Source organism: Mycolicibacter sinensis (assembly GCF_001673565.1).
Lineage (GTDB): Bacteria > Actinomycetota > Actinomycetes > Mycobacteriales > Mycobacteriaceae > Mycobacterium > Mycobacterium sinense_C.
Genome location: NZ_LZMF01000057.1, coordinates 69,564 through 85,126, shown reverse-complemented (window position 1 = coordinate 85,126; position 15,563 = coordinate 69,564). Strand labels below are relative to the sequence as shown.

Sequence of the window (15,563 nt, the reverse complement as noted above, 5' to 3'; positions counted from 1 at the left end):
GTGCTTGCTCAGGTCAACCCAGGGGAGTCTGCATGCCGATCACGTCCACCACCGTCGAACCCGGGATCGTCGCGGTCACCGTCGACTACCCCCCGGTCAACGCCCTGCCCTCGCGGGCCTGGTTCGAGCTGGGCGAGGTCATCACCGCCGCCGGCAACGACATGTCCACCCACGCGGTGATCTTGCGGGCCGAGGGCCGCGGCTTCAACGCCGGCGTCGACATCAAGGAGATGCAGAACACCGAGGGCTTCACCGCGCTCATCGACGCCAACCGGGGCTGCTTCGCCGCGTTCAAGGCGGTGTATGAGTGCGCGGTGCCGGTGATCGCCGCGGTCAACGGGTTCTGCGTCGGCGGCGGCATCGGCCTGGTCGGCAATGCCGATGTGATTGTGGCCTCCGACGACGCCAAGTTCGGCCTGCCGGAGGTGGAACGCGGCGCGCTGGGCGCGGCCACCCACCTGTCCCGGCTGGTCCCGCAGCACATGATGCGCCGGTTGTTCTACACCGCGGCCACCGTGGACGCCGCCACCTTGCACCAGTACGGCTCGGTGCACGAGGTGGTGCCGCGCGCCGAGCTCGACGAGGCAGCGCTGCGGGTGGCCCGCGACATCGCCGCCAAGGACACCCGGGTGATCCGGGCCGCCAAGGAGGCGCTGAACCTCATCGACGTGCAGAAGGTCAACTCCAGCTACCGCATGGAGCAGGGCTTCACCTTCGAGCTCAACCTCGCCGGGGTCGCCGATGAGCACCGCGACGCGTTCGCCGGTACCGAGAAGGGCGCCAAGAAATGAGCAAGCTGACCACTCTCGACGAGGCCGTCGCCGAGCTGCGCGACGGGATGACCATCGGCATCGGCGGCTGGGGTTCGCGGCGCAAGCCGATGGCGTTCGTGCGCGCCATCCTGCGTACCGATGTGAAGGACCTGACCGTGGTGACCTACGGCGGCCCGGACCTGGGGCTGCTGTGCTCGGCGGGCAAGGTGCGTCGGGCCTACTACGGATTCGTCTCGCTGGACTCCCCACCGTTCTACGACCCCTGGTTCGCCAAGGCACGCACCACCGGTTCCATCGAGGCTCGCGAGATGGACGAGGGCATGCTGCGCTGCGGGTTGCAGGCCGCCGCCCAACGGCTGCCGTTCCTGCCGATCCGGGCCGGCCTGGGCAGCTCGGTGCTCGACTTCTGGGAAGGTGAGCTCAAGACCGTCGCCAGCCCGTACCCGACTGACGGTGCCCACGAGACGCTGGTCGCGATGCCGGCGCTGAACCTCGACGCCGCCTTCGTGCACATGAATCTCGGCGACGAGCGCGGCAACGCCGCCTACACCGGCATCGACCCGTACTTCGATGATCTGTTCCTAATGTCGGCGCAGCGCCGCTTCCTGTCGGTGGAGAAGATCGTGCCGACCGAAGAGCTGATCGCCGCCACCTCGCCGCAGACCCAGGTGATCAACCGGATGATGGTGGACAAGGTGGTCGAGGCCCCGAACGGTGCTCACTTCACCATCGGCGCAGCCGATTACGGCCGCGACGAGAAGTTCCAGCGGCACTACGCCGAGGCCGCCAAGTCCGACGAGACCTGGGCGGAGTTCACGGCCACCTACCTGTCCGGCAGCGAAGACGACTACCAGGCTGCGGTGAAGAAGTTCGGAGCGGAGGCCCAAGCATGACCGACTCACCCACTCGCGCCGAGATCTGCGCGATCGCCTGCGCCGACCTGTTCCGCGACGCCGGCGAGATCATGGCCTCACCCATGGCCACCGTGCCCTCGGTCGGCGCCCGGCTGGCCCGCCTGACCTTCTCCCCCGACCTGGTGCTCACCGACGGGGAGGCCCGCATCCTGGCCGACACCCCGGCGATCGGCAAGGTCGGGGCGCTGGAAGGCTGGATGCCGTTCAACCGGGTCTTCGAAACCCTCTCGTGGGGCCGGCGCCATGTGATCATGGGCGCCAACCAGATCGACCGCTACGGCAACCAGAACCTGTCGGCGTTCGGTCCCCTGCAGCAACCCACCCGGCAGATGTTCGGGGTCCGCGGCGCCCCCGGCAACACCATTAACCACACCACCAGCTACTGGGTGGGCGCCCACTCGTCACGGGTGTTCTGCGAGACCGTCGACATCGTCTCGGGCATCGGCTACGACAAGGTCGACCCGGCCAACCCGGCGTTCCGGTTCTTCAACTTGGGCGGGGTGGTGACCAACCTGGGCGTGTTCGACTTCGGCGGCCCCGATCACCAAATGCGCGCGGTCTCGCTGCACCCCGGCGTCACCGCCGAGGAAGTCGCCGACAACACCTCGTTCGAGGTGCACGGGCTGGCCGAGGCCGCTACCACCCGGTTGCCGGAGGTCGAGGAGCTGCGGCTGATCCGCGAGGTCATCGACCCGAAATCGCTGCGGGACAAAGAAGTACGGGCATGAGCCGGCTCAAGACCCCGCTGACCACACTGGTCGGCATCGAACACCCGGTGGTGCAGACCGGGATGGGCTGGGTGGCCGGCGCCCGGCTGGTCTCAGCCACCGCCAACGCCGGCGGGCTGGGCATCCTGGCCTCGGCGACCATGACCATCGACGAGCTGGCCACCGCGATTTCCAAGGTGAAGTCGGCTACCGACAAGCCGTTCGGGGTCAACATCCGCGCCGACGCCTCCGATGCCGGCGACCGGGTGGACCTGATGATCCGCGAGGGCGTGAAGGTCGCGTCGTTCGCACTGGCGCCCAAGGCCGAGCTGATCGCCAAACTCAAAGATGCGGGCTCCGTGGTGATCCCGTCGGTCGGCGCGGCCAAGCATGCCAAGAAGGTGGCGTCCTGGGGCGCCGACGCGGTGATCGTGCAGGGCGGCGAGGGCGGCGGGCACACCGGCCCGGTGGCCACCACCCTGCTGCTGCCATCGGTGCTCGACGCGGTCGCCGGCACCGGTGTGCAGGTGATCGCCGCCGGCGGCTTCTTTGACGGCCGCGGTCTGGCTGGCGCGCTGTCTTATGGAGCGACCGGCGTCGCGATGGGCACCCGGTTTCTGCTGACCTCGGATTCGACCGTGCCGGATGCGGTCAAGCAGCGCTACCTGGGCGCCGGACTGGACGGCACCGTGGTCTCGACCCGGGTCGACGGCATGCCGCACCGGGTGCTGCGCACCGAACTGGTGGAGAAGCTGGAAAGCGGCTCACGGGCGCGCGGTTTCAGCGCCGCGATCCGCAATGCCGCGAAGTTCAAGAAGATGTCGCAGATGAGCTGGCCGACCATGGTCAAAGACGGGCTGGCGATGCGGCACGGCAAGGAGCTCACCTGGTCGCAGGTGCTGATGGCCGCCAACACCCCGATGCTGCTCAAAGCCGGTCTGGTAGAAGGCAACACCGAGGCCGGTGTGCTGGCCTCGGGTCAGGTGGCCGGCATCCTGGACAGCCTGCCGTCCTGCGCGGAGCTGATCACCTCGATCGTCGACGAGGCGGTCGAGCACCTTCAGGCCGCGAACTCCTTCGTCGTCTAGCGCCGAGTGGGAACCTCACGACGCAACACGCGGTAACAGCGTCGCGGGATTCCCGCTCGCGAAGGGTCGGGCCCGCCCAGACCAGCCGGCGGCGTACATCGCGGCCTCCACGCGAGCAATCAGGGTCGCCTTCCGGTAGCGCAGCAGCTCCGTGCTGACCCGGATGATCACCCAGCCCTGCTCGGCCAGCCCCACATGACGGTCGATATCACGCTGTCGCTGCTTGGGATCGGTCCAGTGCTGCGGCCCGTCGTATTCGACGCCGACCTTGAGGTCCCGGTACCCCATGTCCACCCGCCCCACGAATTCGCCAAAGCTGTCGCAGACCACGATCTGGGTCTCGGGCCACGGCAGGCCGGCATCGATCAGGGCCAGCCGGGTGCCGCTCTCCTGCGGGGATTCCCCGCCGGCATCAAGCAGTGGCAGCACCGCGCGGAGCCGGCTCAGGTCCCGCGCGCCGGGATGCGCGGCGATCACGGCCTCGACATCGGCGATGGTGACGCCGGTGGCGTTGGCCAGTGCGTCGAGCCGCCCGAGTGCCACAGACCGCGACCGGGTTCGCCGGCCGATGTCGAACGCGGTCCGCGCCGGGGCCGTGACCGAGATTCCGTCGACGGTCATCACCTCGTCGTCGTCAAGAACGTCCCGGTGCACGATCAGCTTCGGCGGCGTCTTGCGGTTGTTGTGCACCAGTTCGGCATCCAACCCGCCGCTCACCCACTTCGCGCCCAGTAGTGCCGCAGCCGAGTTGCCCCCGACCACCCCTCGCCGCCGCGACCACAGCCACGCCGCCTGCGCTCGCTGCCGCGCGGTCAGCTTGATTCCCCACGGGACGTAGACGCCCGGGTACACCGCTTCGTAGAGGGTGCGCATCGCCCGCTCCGGAATGCGCCTGTCGGCCAGTGCCTCTGCACCTAGAAACGGCCAGTCCAGTTCGTACATGACTGAAGCGTGCTACCGGGCGCCAATTCACGCGCACCCCCCTCCACAGGCCGCCGAGTGGGAACCGCACGACGCGACACACCGTGGCAGCGTCGCGAGATTCCCACTCGGCGCGAAGGAGGTTAGGCCGGCTGGACCTCGACCACCATCAGGGTGTGCCCGGTCGGGTCCCGGAACCAGAACATCGGCGGAACCGGCTCGCCCATCCGGGCCACCTGCGCGTCGACGTCGATTCCGAGTTCCTTCATCGCGGCGTGGGTGGCGTCGATGTCGTCGGTGGTCAGCGTGATGCCTGTTTCCGTCGGCACCACCGGCACGCCCTCCTGCGGCGGCGCCAGCGCGATGCCGGTCGAGCCGGTGGGCGGGTAGACCTCGATCCACCGGTAGCCGCCGCCGAATTCCTCGTCGGTGCGCTTCTCGAAGCCCAGCGACTCGTAGAACGCAACCGCTTTGTCCTGATCGGGGGTGGCCATGCACACCAGGTTGATGGTCTTGATGCCGGTCTTGGTGGGGGTCATCATGCTCCTTCTGGGTTGGGATTAATCGGTGCCGTATGCCCGGGCGATCTCCGGAGAGCTCGCCCAGCGACTGAAGGTGGGATATTGCGGCCAGCCGTCCGGAGAGTCCTGCCAGGCTTCCTGGCGGCCGTAGGGCAGGGCGTCGAGCAGTCCGAACATGTAGCCGAGCTGTTCACAGCCGCGGTGGTTCGTGTGCCAGGTGCGGTACACCGTATCGCCTTGGCGCAGAAAGACGTTCAGCGCGAACTGGCCGCCCGGCGGGACACCGACGTCGGCGCCGAACTGACTGTCGGCACTGCTGTACCAGTCCATCCGGTTGCCCACCCGCCGCTTGTAGGCGATCGCTTCATCGATGGGACCCTGGGTGACGATGACGAACCGCGCGTCGTAATCGGCCAAAAACTCCAACCGGGTGAATTGCGAGGTGAACCCGGTACATCCCGGACACTGCCACTCCTGGCCGGGAAACCACATGTGGTGGTAGACGATCAGCTGCTGTTTGCCGTCGAACACATCGACCAGCCGCACCGGTCCATGCTCTGCTTCGAGCACGTAGTCGGGCAGTTCGACCATCGGCAGCCGGCGGCGCTGCGCGGCGATCGCATCCAATTCGCGGGTGGCCGCCTTCTCCCGGACCCGAAGGGCGTCCAACTCACGCTGCCACGTCGCCTGGTCCACCACCGGGGGCAGACCCAACGTCGTCTCCATGAAAAAACCTCCCACTGTCATGTGTACGGCGTCTACATTGAGTATGTTGACACCGTACACTTCAGCTCGAGGGGGTTGTCAAGAGGTGGCGGGAGCAAAGACCGGTTACCACCACGGCGATCTACGCGCCGCGCTGATCGAGGCCGGCCTGCACCTCACCCGGACCGGCGGCCCCGAGGCCTTGACCATCCGGGAAGCGACCCGGCGCGCCGGTGTCTCCCCCAATGCTGCATACCGCCACTTCGCCGACCGCGAGGCCTTGCTGGGAGCGGTGGCGATCGCGATCCAGGACCGGATGGCCGCGCGCATGCTTGAACTCGGAAGTCAACGCGGCTCGGCCCAGACCCGGGCGCGCAACCAGCTGCGCGCAGTGGGTCTGGGCTACATCGAGTTCGCGCTGGACGAGCCCGGGTGGTTCGCCGTCGCGTTCTTCGGCAGTTCAGCGAGGCTCGACGGAGGAGAGCCGAAGCTGGGACCGCCGCATGAGCCGAGCGGTTCCGATCTGACAGCAGTGGGCGACGAGTGGACCGCGCCGCCGTTTCGCGCACTGGTGGACGCCCTGGATGCGATGACCGATGCCGGTGTGCTCTCACCGAACCGGCGTGCCGGAGCGGAGTGGCCCTGCTGGTCGGCGGCACACGGATTCGCCGAGCTGGCCCTGCGCGGGCCACTGCAGGGCAGCAGCCGCCGCGAGCTGGAGACACTGGCCAGACGCACGGTCGACGACGTCATCGCCGGACTGGTGGGTTAAGCGGTCCCGCTCAGTCGGCGACAGTCGGCCGGTGGATGCCGTTTCCGACCGCGAGCACGAATGAGGTCAGGTCGCGGGTGAGATCGTCGATCGAGCGCGGCGGATCGGTTTCGTACAGGAAATCCGCCACGGTCTCGAACAGTCCCCCGACCGTGGCGACCGCCATCGCCCGGTAATCGATGTCCTCGCCCGGGCGCGCCTTGCTGCGCCAGAACGCCTCGATGAAACCGGCCGCCCACTTGCGGTGGGCCCGCCGCTGCGCTTCCACCCGCGGCGAGATACCGGTGGATTCCCGGAAAGTCACCACCGCCACCCGCGGGTCGTCGACCAGCGCATGCGCGAACGCGGCGGCGACCCGGCGCACGGTGAGCTCCTCCGCCTCGTCGGGGCCGATGCGCTGCAGCTCCGCCTCGACTTGTCCCTCGAGGCGTTCCCCCATCTCGCTCATCAACGCCAGATAGCAGTCTTCCTTGCTGTCGAACAGTTCGTAGAACGCCTTGTTGCCGACATAGGCCGTCTGGCAGATCTGCTCGATTGAGGTGTTGACATAGCCGTCCTGCGCAAACAGGTCAAACGCCGCAGCCAAAATTTGATCACGGCGCTGAGCACGCCGCTGTTCGGCGTCCAGCCCGCGAATCCTGCGCCCCTGGGGGGCCGGAGTCGTCATTATTCCGCCCATGGCGAAGAAGTTTAACTGCCTAACCGTTCAATGATAGTCACGTTGGCCGTGCCGCCGCCCTCACACATTGTCTGCAACCCGTACCGGCCGCCGGTGCGCTCGAGTTCGTGCAGCATGGTGGTGAACAGTTTGGCGCCGGTAGCCCCCAGCGGATGCCCCAGCGCGATCGCCCCGCCGTTGGGGTTGACCTTGGCCGGGTCGATCGGGAACTCCTTCATCCAGGCCTGCACCACCGGCGCGAACGCCTCGTTGATCTCGACCACATCGATGTCGTCGATGCTCAGCCCGGTCTTCTCCAGCGCGTAGCGGGTGGCCGGGATTGGGCCGGTCAACATGAACACCGGGTCGTCGCCGCGGGCACTGATGTGGTGGATGCGGGCACGCGGGGTCAAGCCATGGTCGGAGACGGCCTGCTCGGAAGCCAGCAGCACCGCGCTGGCCCCATCGGAGATCTGGCTGGCCAGTGCGGCGGTCAGCCGGCCACCTTCTACCAGCGGCTTCAACCCGGCCATCTTCTCGAGGGTGGACTCCCGCGGTCCCTCGTCGACGCGGAAATCGCCCACCGGAATGATCTCCTTGTCAAAATGGCCCTCGCGGATGGCGGCGAAGGCCCGTTCGTGGCTCTGCAGCGCGAAGCGTTCCATCTCCTCGCGGGACAGGTCCCATTTCTCGGCGATCATCTCGGCGCCACGGAACTGCGAGATCTCCTGGTCGCCATAGCGTTCCAGCCACTTCTTGGACTCATTGGTCGGCGAGGTGAAGCCGAACTGCTCGCCGACGATCATCGCCGACGAGATCGGCACCCAGCTCATGTTCTGCACACCGCCGGCCAGGATCAAATCCGCTGTCCGGGACATGATGGCCTGCGCGCCAAACGAGATCGCCTGCTGACTGGAACCGCACTGCCGGTCGACGGTGACGCCGGGAACCCCTTCGGGGTAGCCGGCGGCCAGCCACGCCAGCCGGCCGATGTTGCCGGCCTGGCCCCCGATCGCGTCGACGCAGCCCACGATCACGTCGTCGACGGCCGCAGGGTCGACGCCGACCCGGTCCAGGAGGCCGCGGAACGCCAACGCGCCCAGGTCGACCGGGTGCACACCGGCCAGCGACCCGTTGCGCTTGCCGACAGCGGTGCGGCCCGCGTCGATGACGTAAGCCTGTGAGATTTCAGCCATCTCGTTTTACTCCTTCACTGATTCCACCCAGCACGATCGCGAGGTATTGTCTGCCGACCTGTTCGGCGGTGAGCGGTCCGCCCGGTTGATACCAGCGCACCGAAACCCAGGTGGTGTCGCGGATGAAACGGTAGACCAGGTCGACGTCGAGGTCGGGCCGGAAGCATCCCGCCTCGACGCCCTGCTGCAGCACGTCGATCCACATCTTGCGCTGCTGACGATTGCGTTCGTCGACGTAGGCGAAGCGATCCTGCGCCGACAGTCGCTTGGCTTCGTCCTGATAGATGACGACCTGGGCGTGCCGGTGCTCGATCGCATCGAACGATGCCAGGAACAGCCCTTTGAGGCGCTCCAGCGGATCGGACTCGGTGTCGATGATCTGCTGGTAGCGCTCGAACAGCCAATCGAGGAAGTCGCGCAGCACCTCGTCGACCATCTCCTCCTTGGAGGAGAAATGGTGATACAGACTGCCGGACAGGATCCCGGCGGCGTCGGCGATGTCGCGCACGGTGGTGGCGCGCAGGCCACGCTCGGCGATCATCGCCGCAGCCAGGTTCAAAAGTTCGTCACGGCGCGTCATGGCATCAGGCGCGCTGGCTGGAAACCGAGATGATTTCGCCGGTCAGGTAGCTGGAGTAATCGCTGGCCAGGAACGCGACGGTGGTGGCGATCTCCCACGGCTCGGCGGCCCGGCCGAACGCCTCGCCGTCGGCAAGCCGGTCCAGCAGTTCGGCCGAGCTGGTCTTCTCCAGGAACTTGTGCCGGGCGATCGACGGTGAGACGGCGTTGATGCGCACGCCGTACTCGACGGCCTCGATCGCGCTGCACCGGGTCAGGGCCATCACGCCGGCCTTGGCCGCCGCATAGTGCGACTGGGAATGCTGTGCGCGCCAACCCAACACACTGGCGTTGTTGACGATCACCCCGCCGTGCTCGACGTCGCGGAAGTAGCGCAACGCCGCCCGGGTCGCCCGCATCACCGAGTTGAGCGTCACGTTCAGGACGCGGTCCCACTCGTCGTCGGTCATGTCGATCACCGGGGTCTGCCCGCCCAGCCCGGCATTGTTGACCAGCACATCGAGCCGGCCCATCTTCGCCACGGCGGCTTCGAACAGCGCGTCGACCGCGGCGGTGGAGGTGACGTCGCAGACCACCGCCTCCACCCGGCCCAGCCCAAGGCCGGCCAGTTCATCGCGGGTCTCGCCCAGCCGGCGCTCGTGGTAGTCGGAGACGACGACGTCGGCGCCTTCGAGCAGCGCACGCCGGGCGGTGGTGGAGCCGATCCCGGTGCCGGCGGCCGCGGTCACCAGCACCGTCTTGCCCGCCAATAGGCCGTGTCCGGCGATCTCTTCCGGCGCCTTGGACAGATCCGAAGCCGAGCTCATCCCTTTGCCTCCCGGGGTAGGCCGAGAACCCGCTCGGCGATGATATTGCGCTGAATCTCGTTCGACCCGCCGTAGATGGTGTCGGAGCGGGTGAACAGGTAGAGCCGCTGCCACTCGTCGAACTCGCCGTCGGCGAGCACCATCGAGTCGCGCCCGATCACGTCCATGGCGAGCTCGCCCAGGTCGCGATGCCAGTTGGCCCACAACAGCTTCGACACGTTATCTTGACCGGGCTGCTCCACGTCCATGGTGGCCAGCGCGTAGGACCGCATGGCGCGCAAGCCCACCCACGCCCGGGTCAGCCGCTCACGGATCAGCGGGTCCTCGGCGGCGCCGTTGCGCTGCGCGAGTTCGGCAAGCGCGGAAAGCTCACGCGCATAACGGATCTGCTGACCGAGTGTGGACACGCCGCGCTCGAAGGTGAGGGTGCCCATCGCCACCTTCCACCCGTCACCGGGCTCGCCGACTACCAGGTCGGCGTCGGTGACCGCGTCGTCGAAGAACACCTCGTTGAACTCCGAGGTGCCGGTCAGCTGCACGATCGGGCGGATCTCGACGCCGGGCTGGTCCAGTGGCACCAGCAGATACGACAGTCCGTTGTGCCGCTTGGAGCCCTTTTCGGTGCGGGCCACCACAAAGCACCATTGCGACAGGTGCGCCAGCGAGGTCCACACCTTCTGGCCATTGATGTGCCACTGCCCGCCGTCCAGCACGGCGGTGGTGGCCACATTGGCCAGGTCGCTGCCGGCGCCGGGCTCCGAGTAGCCCTGGCACCACAGCTCGGTGACGTTGCGGATCCCGGGCAGGAATCGCTGCTGCTGTTCGGGCGTGCCGAAGGCGATCAGCGTCGGCCCGAGCAACTCCTCACCGAGATGGTTGACCTTGTCGGGCGCATCGGCGCGCGCGTACTCCTCGTAGAAGGCCACCCGGTGCGCCACCGACAGGCCGCGCCCGCCGTGCTCCACCGGCCAGCCCAGGCAGGTCAGCCCGGCGTCGGCGAGATGACGGTTCCACGCCATCCGCTCTTCGAAGGCCTCGTGTTCGCGCCCGGGACCGCCGAGGCCCTTGAGCTTGGCGAACTCCCCGACCAGGTTGTGGTCCAGCCATGCGCGGACCTCAGCCCGGAACTCCTCGACTGCTTGCACCCCTGTAGGCTAACCTACCAAGCACTTGCTCGGCTACGAGCCGTCGAGCCCGAGGAGCCCGCGCCGGAGTTCCGCGACGGGGAGGAGCCGCGCCCATGAGTTGCGCCGGCGACGATGCGGTGGGGGTACCCCCGGCCGCGCAGCGGCGAGGGGGACGGAGCGATGAGGAGGAGTGGCGCCCATGAACACAGCACCGCAGACGACTCCTGCGGCCCTGGACCACATCGCGCGTGCACTCCCCGACCATGACGCACTGATCGCCGACGACACCCGGTTCACCTACGCCGACCTGCGCCAACAGGTGCGCCGCGCCGCCGCCGCGCTCATCGCCCACGGCGTGGCACCCGGCGACCGGGTCGCGCTGTGGTCGCCCAACACCTGGCACTGGGTCATCGCCTGCCTGGGTACGCACTATGCCGGTGGCGTGCTGGTGCCGCTGAACACCCGCTACACCGCTTCGGAGGCCACAGACATCCTGGCCCGCAGCGAAGCCAAGGTCCTGCTCGGCATGGGCCGCTTCCTCAAGGCCGACCGGCTCGCCGAACTCGACCGCGACCAGCTGCCCGCCCTCGAGCACGTCGTCCGGGTGCCGGTAGAAATTGCCGACGGGACCTGGGACGAGTTCATCGCCGCCGGTTCCTCGATAACCGACGACGAGATCGACGCACGGGCCGCAGCTGTCGGCCCTGACGATCTGTCCGACATCCTGTTCACCTCGGGCACCACCGGCCGCAGCAAAGGGGTGCTCTGCGCGCACCGGCAGTCGCTGGCCGGCCCGGCGGCCTGGGCGGCGTGCGGGCAGATGACCGCGCAGGACCGCTACCTGTGCATCAATCCGTTCTTCCACAACTTCGGCTACAAGGCCGGGATCCTGGCCTGCCTGCAGACCGGGGCCACGCTGATCCCGCAGCTGACCTTCGACCCGGCCGGTGCGCTGCGCGCCATCGAGGAGCGCCAGATCACCGTGCTGCCCGGGCCACCCACGATCTACCAGACCCTGCTGGACCACCCCGATCGCGACCGCTATGACCTGAGCTCGCTGCGGTTCGCGGTCACCGGGGCCGCCACCGTCCCGGTGGTGCTGATCGAGCGGATGCAGACCGAGCTCGACATCGACATCGTGCTCACCGCCTACGGGCTGACCGAGTCCGGCGGGTTTGCCACCATGTGCCGCGCCGACGACGACGCCGTCACCGTGGCTACCACCTGCGGGCGCCCGATCGCCGACTTTGAGCTGCGCATCGGCGAATCCGGGGAGGTGCTGCTGCGCAGCGCCAACATCATGCTCGGCTACCTCGACGACGCCGAGGCCACCGCCGCGGCCGTCGACGGCGACGGCTGGCTGCACACCGGTGACGTCGGCACCCTCGACGAGGCCGGGAACCTGCGGATCACCGACCGGCTCAAGGACATGTACATCTCCGGCGGCTTCAACGTCTACCCGGCCGAGATCGAGCAGGCACTGGCTCGACTCGACGGGGTTGCCGACGTGGCGGTGATCGGGGTGCCCGACGAGCGTCTCGGCGAAGTGGGCCGGGCGTTCATCGTGCGCCGGCCCGGGGCGGAGTTGGACGAGCAGACGGTAATCGGCTACGCCCGTGAACATCTGGCGAATTTCAAGGCGCCGCGATCGGTGACCTTCGCCGACTCCCTGCCGCGTAATCCCGGCGGCAAGGTGGTCAAGCATGAGTTGAGAGAGTGGGCCTGAATGGACCTGAACTTAGATGCCGAGGTCGAAGAGTTCCGCTTGGAGGTCCGCGACTTCCTGGCGGCGAACTCCGACAAGTTCCCGACTGAGTCCTATGACACCGCCCAGGGCTTCGAGCAGCACCGTCGTTGGGACAAGGTGCTTTACGACGCCGGCCTGTCGGTGATCGCCTGGCCGAAGAAATACGGCGGGCGTGACGCCAGCCTGCTGCAGTGGGTGGTGTACGAGGAGGAGTACTTCCGCGCCGGCGCACCGGGGCGGGCCAGTGCCAACGGCACCTCGATGCTGGCGCCGACGCTGTTCGCGCACGGCACCGAAGAGCAGCTGGACCGAATCCTGCCGAAAATGGCTTCCGGCGAAGAGATCTGGGCGCAGGCCTGGTCGGAGCCGGAGTCCGGCAGCGACCTGGCGTCGCTGCGCTCGACGGCCACCAAAGTCGAGGGCGGCTGGAAGCTCAACGGGCAGAAGATCTGGAGTTCGCGTGCGCCGTTCGGTGAGCGCGGCTTCGGGCTGTTCCGCTCCGACCCGGAAGCGCAGCGCCATCACGGGCTGACCTACTTCATGTTCGACCTCAAGGCCGACGGGATCACCGTGCGGGCCATCGAGCAGCTCGGCGGGGAGACCGGTTTCGGCGAGATATTCCTCGACGACGTGTTCGTTCCGGACAACGATGTGATCGGCGAGCCGAACCAGGGCTGGCGCGCGGCGATGAGCACCTCGAGCAACGAGCGCGGGATGAGCCTGCGCAGCCCGGCCCGCTTTTTGGTGGGTGCCGAGAAACTGGCCGCGCTCTGGCGCGAGCACGGCAGTGACCCGGTGTTCACCGACCCCGTCGCCGACGCCTGGATCAAGGCGCAGGCCTACCGATTGCAGACGTTCGGCACCGTGACCCGGCTGGCCGCCGGCGGTGAGCTGGGTGCGGAGTCGTCGGTGACCAAGGTGTTCTGGTCGGACCTGGACGTCGCGCTGCACCAGACCGGCCTGGATATCCGCGGCGCCGACGGCGAGCTGGCCGACGCCTGGACCCACGGCTACCTGTTCGCACTCGGCGGCCCGATCTACGCCGGCACCAACGAGATCCAGCGCAATATCATCGCCGAGCGGCTGCTGGGCCTGCCCCGGGAGAAGAAGTGAAATTCGATCTAGACCAAGAACAGCGCGACTTCGCGGCCAGCATCGACGCCGCCCTCGGTGCGGCCGACGTGCCCGGCGCGGTGCGCGCCTGGTCGACCGGTGACACGGCGGCCGGCAAGCGGGTGTGGAACCAGCTGTCCGAACTCGGCGTCACCGCCTTGGCCGTCCCGGAGGAGTTCGACGGCATCGGCGCGCACCCGGTCGATCTGGTGCTGGCCATGGAAGCGCTCGGCCGCTGGTGCGTACCGGGGCCGGTGGTGGAATCCATTGCGGTGGCACCGGTGCTGCTGGCCGGTCAGGGTGAGCGGCTGGCCGGGTTGGCCGCCGGTGAGCTGATCGCCACCGTGGCGCTGCCCCCGCACACGCCGCGGGCCGTGGACGCCGAGGCCGCCGACCTCGTTCTGCTGGCCGAGGCCGGCAAGGTCAACCTGGCCCAGGCCGGTACCCGACACGCCTCGGTGGACCCGAGCCGCGGCGTCTTCGACGTCACCGCGACCGGCGAATCCTGGGACGCCGACACCGCCCGCGCCTACGAGGTCGGGGCACTGGCCACCGCGGCACAGCTGATCGGCGCCGGGCAGGCCATGCTCAATACGGCCGTGGACTACGCCAAGCAGCGCACCCAGTTCGGCCGGGTGATCGGCGGCTACCAGGCGATCAAGCACAAGCTGGCCGACGTGCACATCGCGCTGGAGCTGGCCCGCCCGCTGGTGTACGGGGCCGCGCTCTCGCTGGCTGATGACTCCGCTGACACCGCCCGGGACGTGAGCGCGGCCAAGGTGGCCGCCAGTGATGCGGCCCTGTTGGCCGCGCACTCGTCGCTACAGACCCACGGTGCGATCGGCTTCACCAGTGAATGCGACCTGTCGCTGTGGCTGCTGCGGGTGCAGGCCCTGCGCCCGGCCTGGGGTGATGCGACCGCCCATCGGCGGCGAGTGTTGGAGGCGATCTAAGTGGCCCACAACGAAGAGCGTGAACTGCTGCGCCAGACCGTCGCCGCACTGGTCGACAAGCACGCCGGACCCGAAGCGGTCCGGACGGCGATGGAGTCCGAACGGGGCTACGACGAGACGCTGTGGCAGCTGCTGTGCGAGCAGGTCGGTGCCGCCGCCCTGGTGGTGCCCGAGGAGCTCGGCGGGGCCGGTGGCCAGTTGGGTGATGCCGCAGTCGTTCTCGAGGAGCTCGGCAAGGCACTGGTGCCCACGCCGCTGCTGGGCACCGTGCTGGCCGAGCTGGCCCTGCTGGCCGCCTCGGAGGAGCCGGACGCCGAAGCCTTGGAGCAGCTGGCGGAAGGCGGCGCGATCGGGACGGTCGTCTTCGATGACGAATACGCCGTGAACGGTGATGTCGCCGATATCGTCGTCGGCACCGACGGCAGCCGGCTCACCCGCTGGACCGGCTTCAGCGCCGAGCCGGCGGCCACCATGGACCCCACCCGCCGACTGGGCCGGGTCACCGCCGAGCAGACTCAGGAGATCGGAACTGACCCCGGCATCGCCGGCTACGCCGCGATCTTGCTGGCCGCCGAGCAGATCGGCGCGGCCAGCCGGTGTCTGGAGTTGACCGTGCAATACACCAAGGACCGGGTGCAGTTCGGCCGGCCGATCGGCAGCTTCCAGGCGCTCAAGCACCGGATGGCCGACCTGTATGTGGCGGTCTCGGCGGCTCGCGCCGTCGTCGAGGACGCCATCCAAGACGCCGAAACCGCCCCGTCGCCGTCCTCGGCCGCACTGGCCAGAGTCGTTGCCAGCGAGGCGTTCTCCAAGGTGGCCGGCGAGGCGGTGCAGCTGCACGGCGGCATCGCGATCACCTGGGAAAGCGATATCCAGCTGTATTTCAAACGTGCGCACGGTAGTTCGCAGCTGCTCGGTCGGCCCGCCGAGCACCTGCGCCGGTTAGAGGCCGAGGTGTTCTAGAACTCCCGTACGGTGGACAC

General features: G+C 68.2%; 17 protein-coding genes. 9 read left to right on the top strand and 8 right to left on the bottom strand.

Annotated features, from left to right (window positions below; all coding sequences use genetic code 11):
* Window positions 1-32 precede the first annotated feature (32 nt).
* The 4 genes from echA20 to ipdC are packed head-to-tail and all read left to right on the top strand — an operon-like array spanning window position 33 to window position 3,482.
* Window positions 33-791, top strand: a complete 759-nt coding sequence (gene echA20 / locus A5648_RS09075) for a (7aS)-7a-methyl-1,5-dioxo-2,3,5,6,7,7a-hexahydro-1H-indene-carboxyl-CoA hydrolase (protein ID WP_065024213.1) — start codon at window positions 33-35, stop codon at window positions 789-791.
* Complete coding sequence (gene ipdA, locus A5648_RS09070) at window positions 788-1,666, top strand: cholesterol ring-cleaving hydrolase subunit IpdA (RefSeq protein ID WP_065024212.1); 879 nt, start codon at window positions 788-790, stop codon at window positions 1,664-1,666. The genes echA20 and ipdA overlap by 4 nt, the downstream gene beginning before the upstream one ends.
* Window positions 1,663-2,415, top strand: a complete 753-nt coding sequence (gene ipdB / locus A5648_RS09065) for a cholesterol ring-cleaving hydrolase subunit IpdB (RefSeq protein ID WP_065024211.1) — start codon at window positions 1,663-1,665, stop codon at window positions 2,413-2,415. The genes ipdA and ipdB overlap by 4 nt, the downstream gene beginning before the upstream one ends.
* Window positions 2,412-3,482 carry a (3aS,4S,5R,7aS)-5-hydroxy-7a-methyl-1-oxo-octahydro-1H-indene-4-carboxyl-CoA dehydrogenase gene (ipdC, locus tag A5648_RS09060; RefSeq protein ID WP_065024210.1) on the top strand — a complete coding sequence of 357 codons (1,071 nt, stop codon included), beginning with the start codon at window positions 2,412-2,414 and terminating at the stop codon, window positions 3,480-3,482. Before ipdB ends, ipdC begins: the two co-directional genes overlap by 4 nt.
* Window positions 3,483-3,497: 15 nt before the next feature.
* Here ipdC and A5648_RS09055 read toward each other — a convergent pair whose 3' ends face one another.
* The 3 genes from A5648_RS09055 to A5648_RS09045 form a co-directional block, all read right to left on the bottom strand.
* Complete coding sequence (locus tag A5648_RS09055; protein WP_065024209.1) at window positions 3,498-4,424, bottom strand: DUF559 domain-containing protein; 927 nt, start codon at window positions 4,422-4,424, stop codon at window positions 3,498-3,500.
* Between the two features lie 122 nt (window positions 4,425-4,546).
* Window positions 4,547-4,945, bottom strand: coding sequence for a VOC family protein (locus A5648_RS09050; RefSeq protein ID WP_065024208.1), 399 nt, complete (start codon window positions 4,943-4,945; stop codon window positions 4,547-4,549).
* 18 nt (window positions 4,946-4,963) lie between these two features.
* Complete coding sequence (locus A5648_RS09045; RefSeq protein WP_065024288.1) at window positions 4,964-5,650, bottom strand: DUF899 domain-containing protein; 687 nt, start codon at window positions 5,648-5,650, stop codon at window positions 4,964-4,966.
* 85 nt (window positions 5,651-5,735) lie between these two features.
* Here A5648_RS09045 and A5648_RS09040 point away from each other — a divergent pair, with 85 nt between their 5' ends.
* On the top strand, window positions 5,736-6,401 hold the full coding sequence (locus A5648_RS09040; RefSeq protein ID WP_065024207.1) for a TetR/AcrR family transcriptional regulator: 666 nt from the start codon (window positions 5,736-5,738) through the stop codon (window positions 6,399-6,401).
* Window positions 6,402-6,411: 10 nt separating this feature from the next.
* On the opposite strand, the gene A5648_RS09035 is transcribed toward A5648_RS09040, so the two are convergent.
* Genes A5648_RS09035 through ipdE1 form a run of 5 tightly spaced genes read right to left on the bottom strand, consistent with a single transcriptional unit; the run spans window position 6,412 to window position 10,785 of the window.
* Window positions 6,412-7,080: a TetR/AcrR family transcriptional regulator gene (locus tag A5648_RS09035; RefSeq protein WP_065024206.1), complete on the bottom strand. Its 669-nt coding sequence runs from the start codon at window positions 7,078-7,080 to the stop codon at window positions 6,412-6,414.
* A gap of 11 nt (window positions 7,081-7,091) precedes the next feature.
* Window positions 7,092-8,246 (bottom strand): steroid 3-ketoacyl-CoA thiolase FadA6, encoded by a 1,155-nt coding sequence (fadA6, locus tag A5648_RS09030; protein WP_065024287.1) that lies wholly within the window; start codon window positions 8,244-8,246, stop codon window positions 7,092-7,094.
* A 1-nt stretch (window position 8,247) separates the two neighbouring features.
* Entirely contained in the window at window positions 8,248-8,835 is a 588-nt protein-coding gene (gene kstR2 / locus A5648_RS09025) for a TetR family transcriptional regulator KstR2 (protein WP_065024205.1), read from the bottom strand.
* A gap of 4 nt (window positions 8,836-8,839) precedes the next feature.
* On the bottom strand, window positions 8,840-9,640 hold the full coding sequence (ipdF, locus tag A5648_RS09020) for a (5R,7aS)-5-hydroxy-7a-methyl-1-oxo-2,3,5,6,7,7a-hexahydro-1H-indene-carboxyl-CoA reductase (RefSeq protein WP_065024204.1): 801 nt from the start codon (window positions 9,638-9,640) through the stop codon (window positions 8,840-8,842).
* Window positions 9,637-10,785, bottom strand: coding sequence for an acyl-CoA dehydrogenase IpdE1 (gene ipdE1, locus A5648_RS09015; protein ID WP_065024203.1), 1,149 nt, complete (start codon window positions 10,783-10,785; stop codon window positions 9,637-9,639). The genes ipdF and ipdE1 overlap by 4 nt, the downstream gene beginning before the upstream one ends.
* A 181-nt stretch (window positions 10,786-10,966) precedes the next feature.
* Between ipdE1 and fadD3 the strand changes: the two genes are divergently transcribed.
* The 4 genes from fadD3 to ipdE2 are packed head-to-tail and all read left to right on the top strand — an operon-like array spanning window position 10,967 to window position 15,543.
* Entirely contained in the window at window positions 10,967-12,493 is a 1,527-nt protein-coding gene (gene fadD3 / locus A5648_RS09010) for a 3-((3aS,4S,7aS)-7a-methyl-1,5-dioxo-octahydro-1H-inden-4-yl)propanoate--CoA ligase FadD3 (protein ID WP_065024202.1), read from the top strand.
* Entirely contained in the window at window positions 12,494-13,627 is a 1,134-nt protein-coding gene (locus A5648_RS09005) for an acyl-CoA dehydrogenase family protein (RefSeq protein WP_065024201.1), read from the top strand.
* Entirely contained in the window at window positions 13,624-14,580 is a 957-nt protein-coding gene (locus tag A5648_RS09000; RefSeq protein WP_065024200.1) for an acyl-CoA dehydrogenase family protein, read from the top strand. The genes A5648_RS09005 and A5648_RS09000 overlap by 4 nt, the downstream gene beginning before the upstream one ends.
* Window positions 14,581-15,543, top strand: coding sequence for an acyl-CoA dehydrogenase IpdE2 (ipdE2, locus tag A5648_RS08995; protein ID WP_065024199.1), 963 nt, complete (start codon window positions 14,581-14,583; stop codon window positions 15,541-15,543).
* The last annotated feature ends 20 nt before the right edge of the window (window positions 15,544-15,563 follow it).

Coding starts and splice junctions, on each gene's coding strand:
- echA20 (WP_065024213.1), top strand. CDS start 33: ATGCCGATCACGTCCACCACCGTCGAACCCGGGATCGTCGCGGTCACC.
- ipdA (WP_065024212.1), top strand. CDS start 788: ATGAGCAAGCTGACCACTCTCGACGAGGCCGTCGCCGAGCTGCGCGAC.
- ipdB (WP_065024211.1), top strand. CDS start 1,663: ATGACCGACTCACCCACTCGCGCCGAGATCTGCGCGATCGCCTGCGCC.
- ipdC (WP_065024210.1), top strand. CDS start 2,412: ATGAGCCGGCTCAAGACCCCGCTGACCACACTGGTCGGCATCGAACAC.
- A5648_RS09055 (WP_065024209.1), bottom strand. CDS start 4,424: ATGTACGAACTGGACTGGCCGTTTCTAGGTGCAGAGGCACTGGCCGAC.
- A5648_RS09050 (WP_065024208.1), bottom strand. CDS start 4,945: ATGATGACCCCCACCAAGACCGGCATCAAGACCATCAACCTGGTGTGC.
- A5648_RS09045 (WP_065024288.1), bottom strand. CDS start 5,650: ATGGAGACGACGTTGGGTCTGCCCCCGGTGGTGGACCAGGCGACGTGG.
- A5648_RS09035 (WP_065024206.1), bottom strand. CDS start 7,080: ATGGGCGGAATAATGACGACTCCGGCCCCCCAGGGGCGCAGGATTCGC.
- kstR2 (WP_065024205.1), bottom strand. CDS start 8,835: ATGACGCGCCGTGACGAACTTTTGAACCTGGCTGCGGCGATGATCGCC.
- ipdF (WP_065024204.1), bottom strand. CDS start 9,640: ATGAGCTCGGCTTCGGATCTGTCCAAGGCGCCGGAAGAGATCGCCGGA.
- fadD3 (WP_065024202.1), top strand. CDS start 10,967: ATGAACACAGCACCGCAGACGACTCCTGCGGCCCTGGACCACATCGCG.
- A5648_RS09005 (WP_065024201.1), top strand. CDS start 12,494: ATGGACCTGAACTTAGATGCCGAGGTCGAAGAGTTCCGCTTGGAGGTC.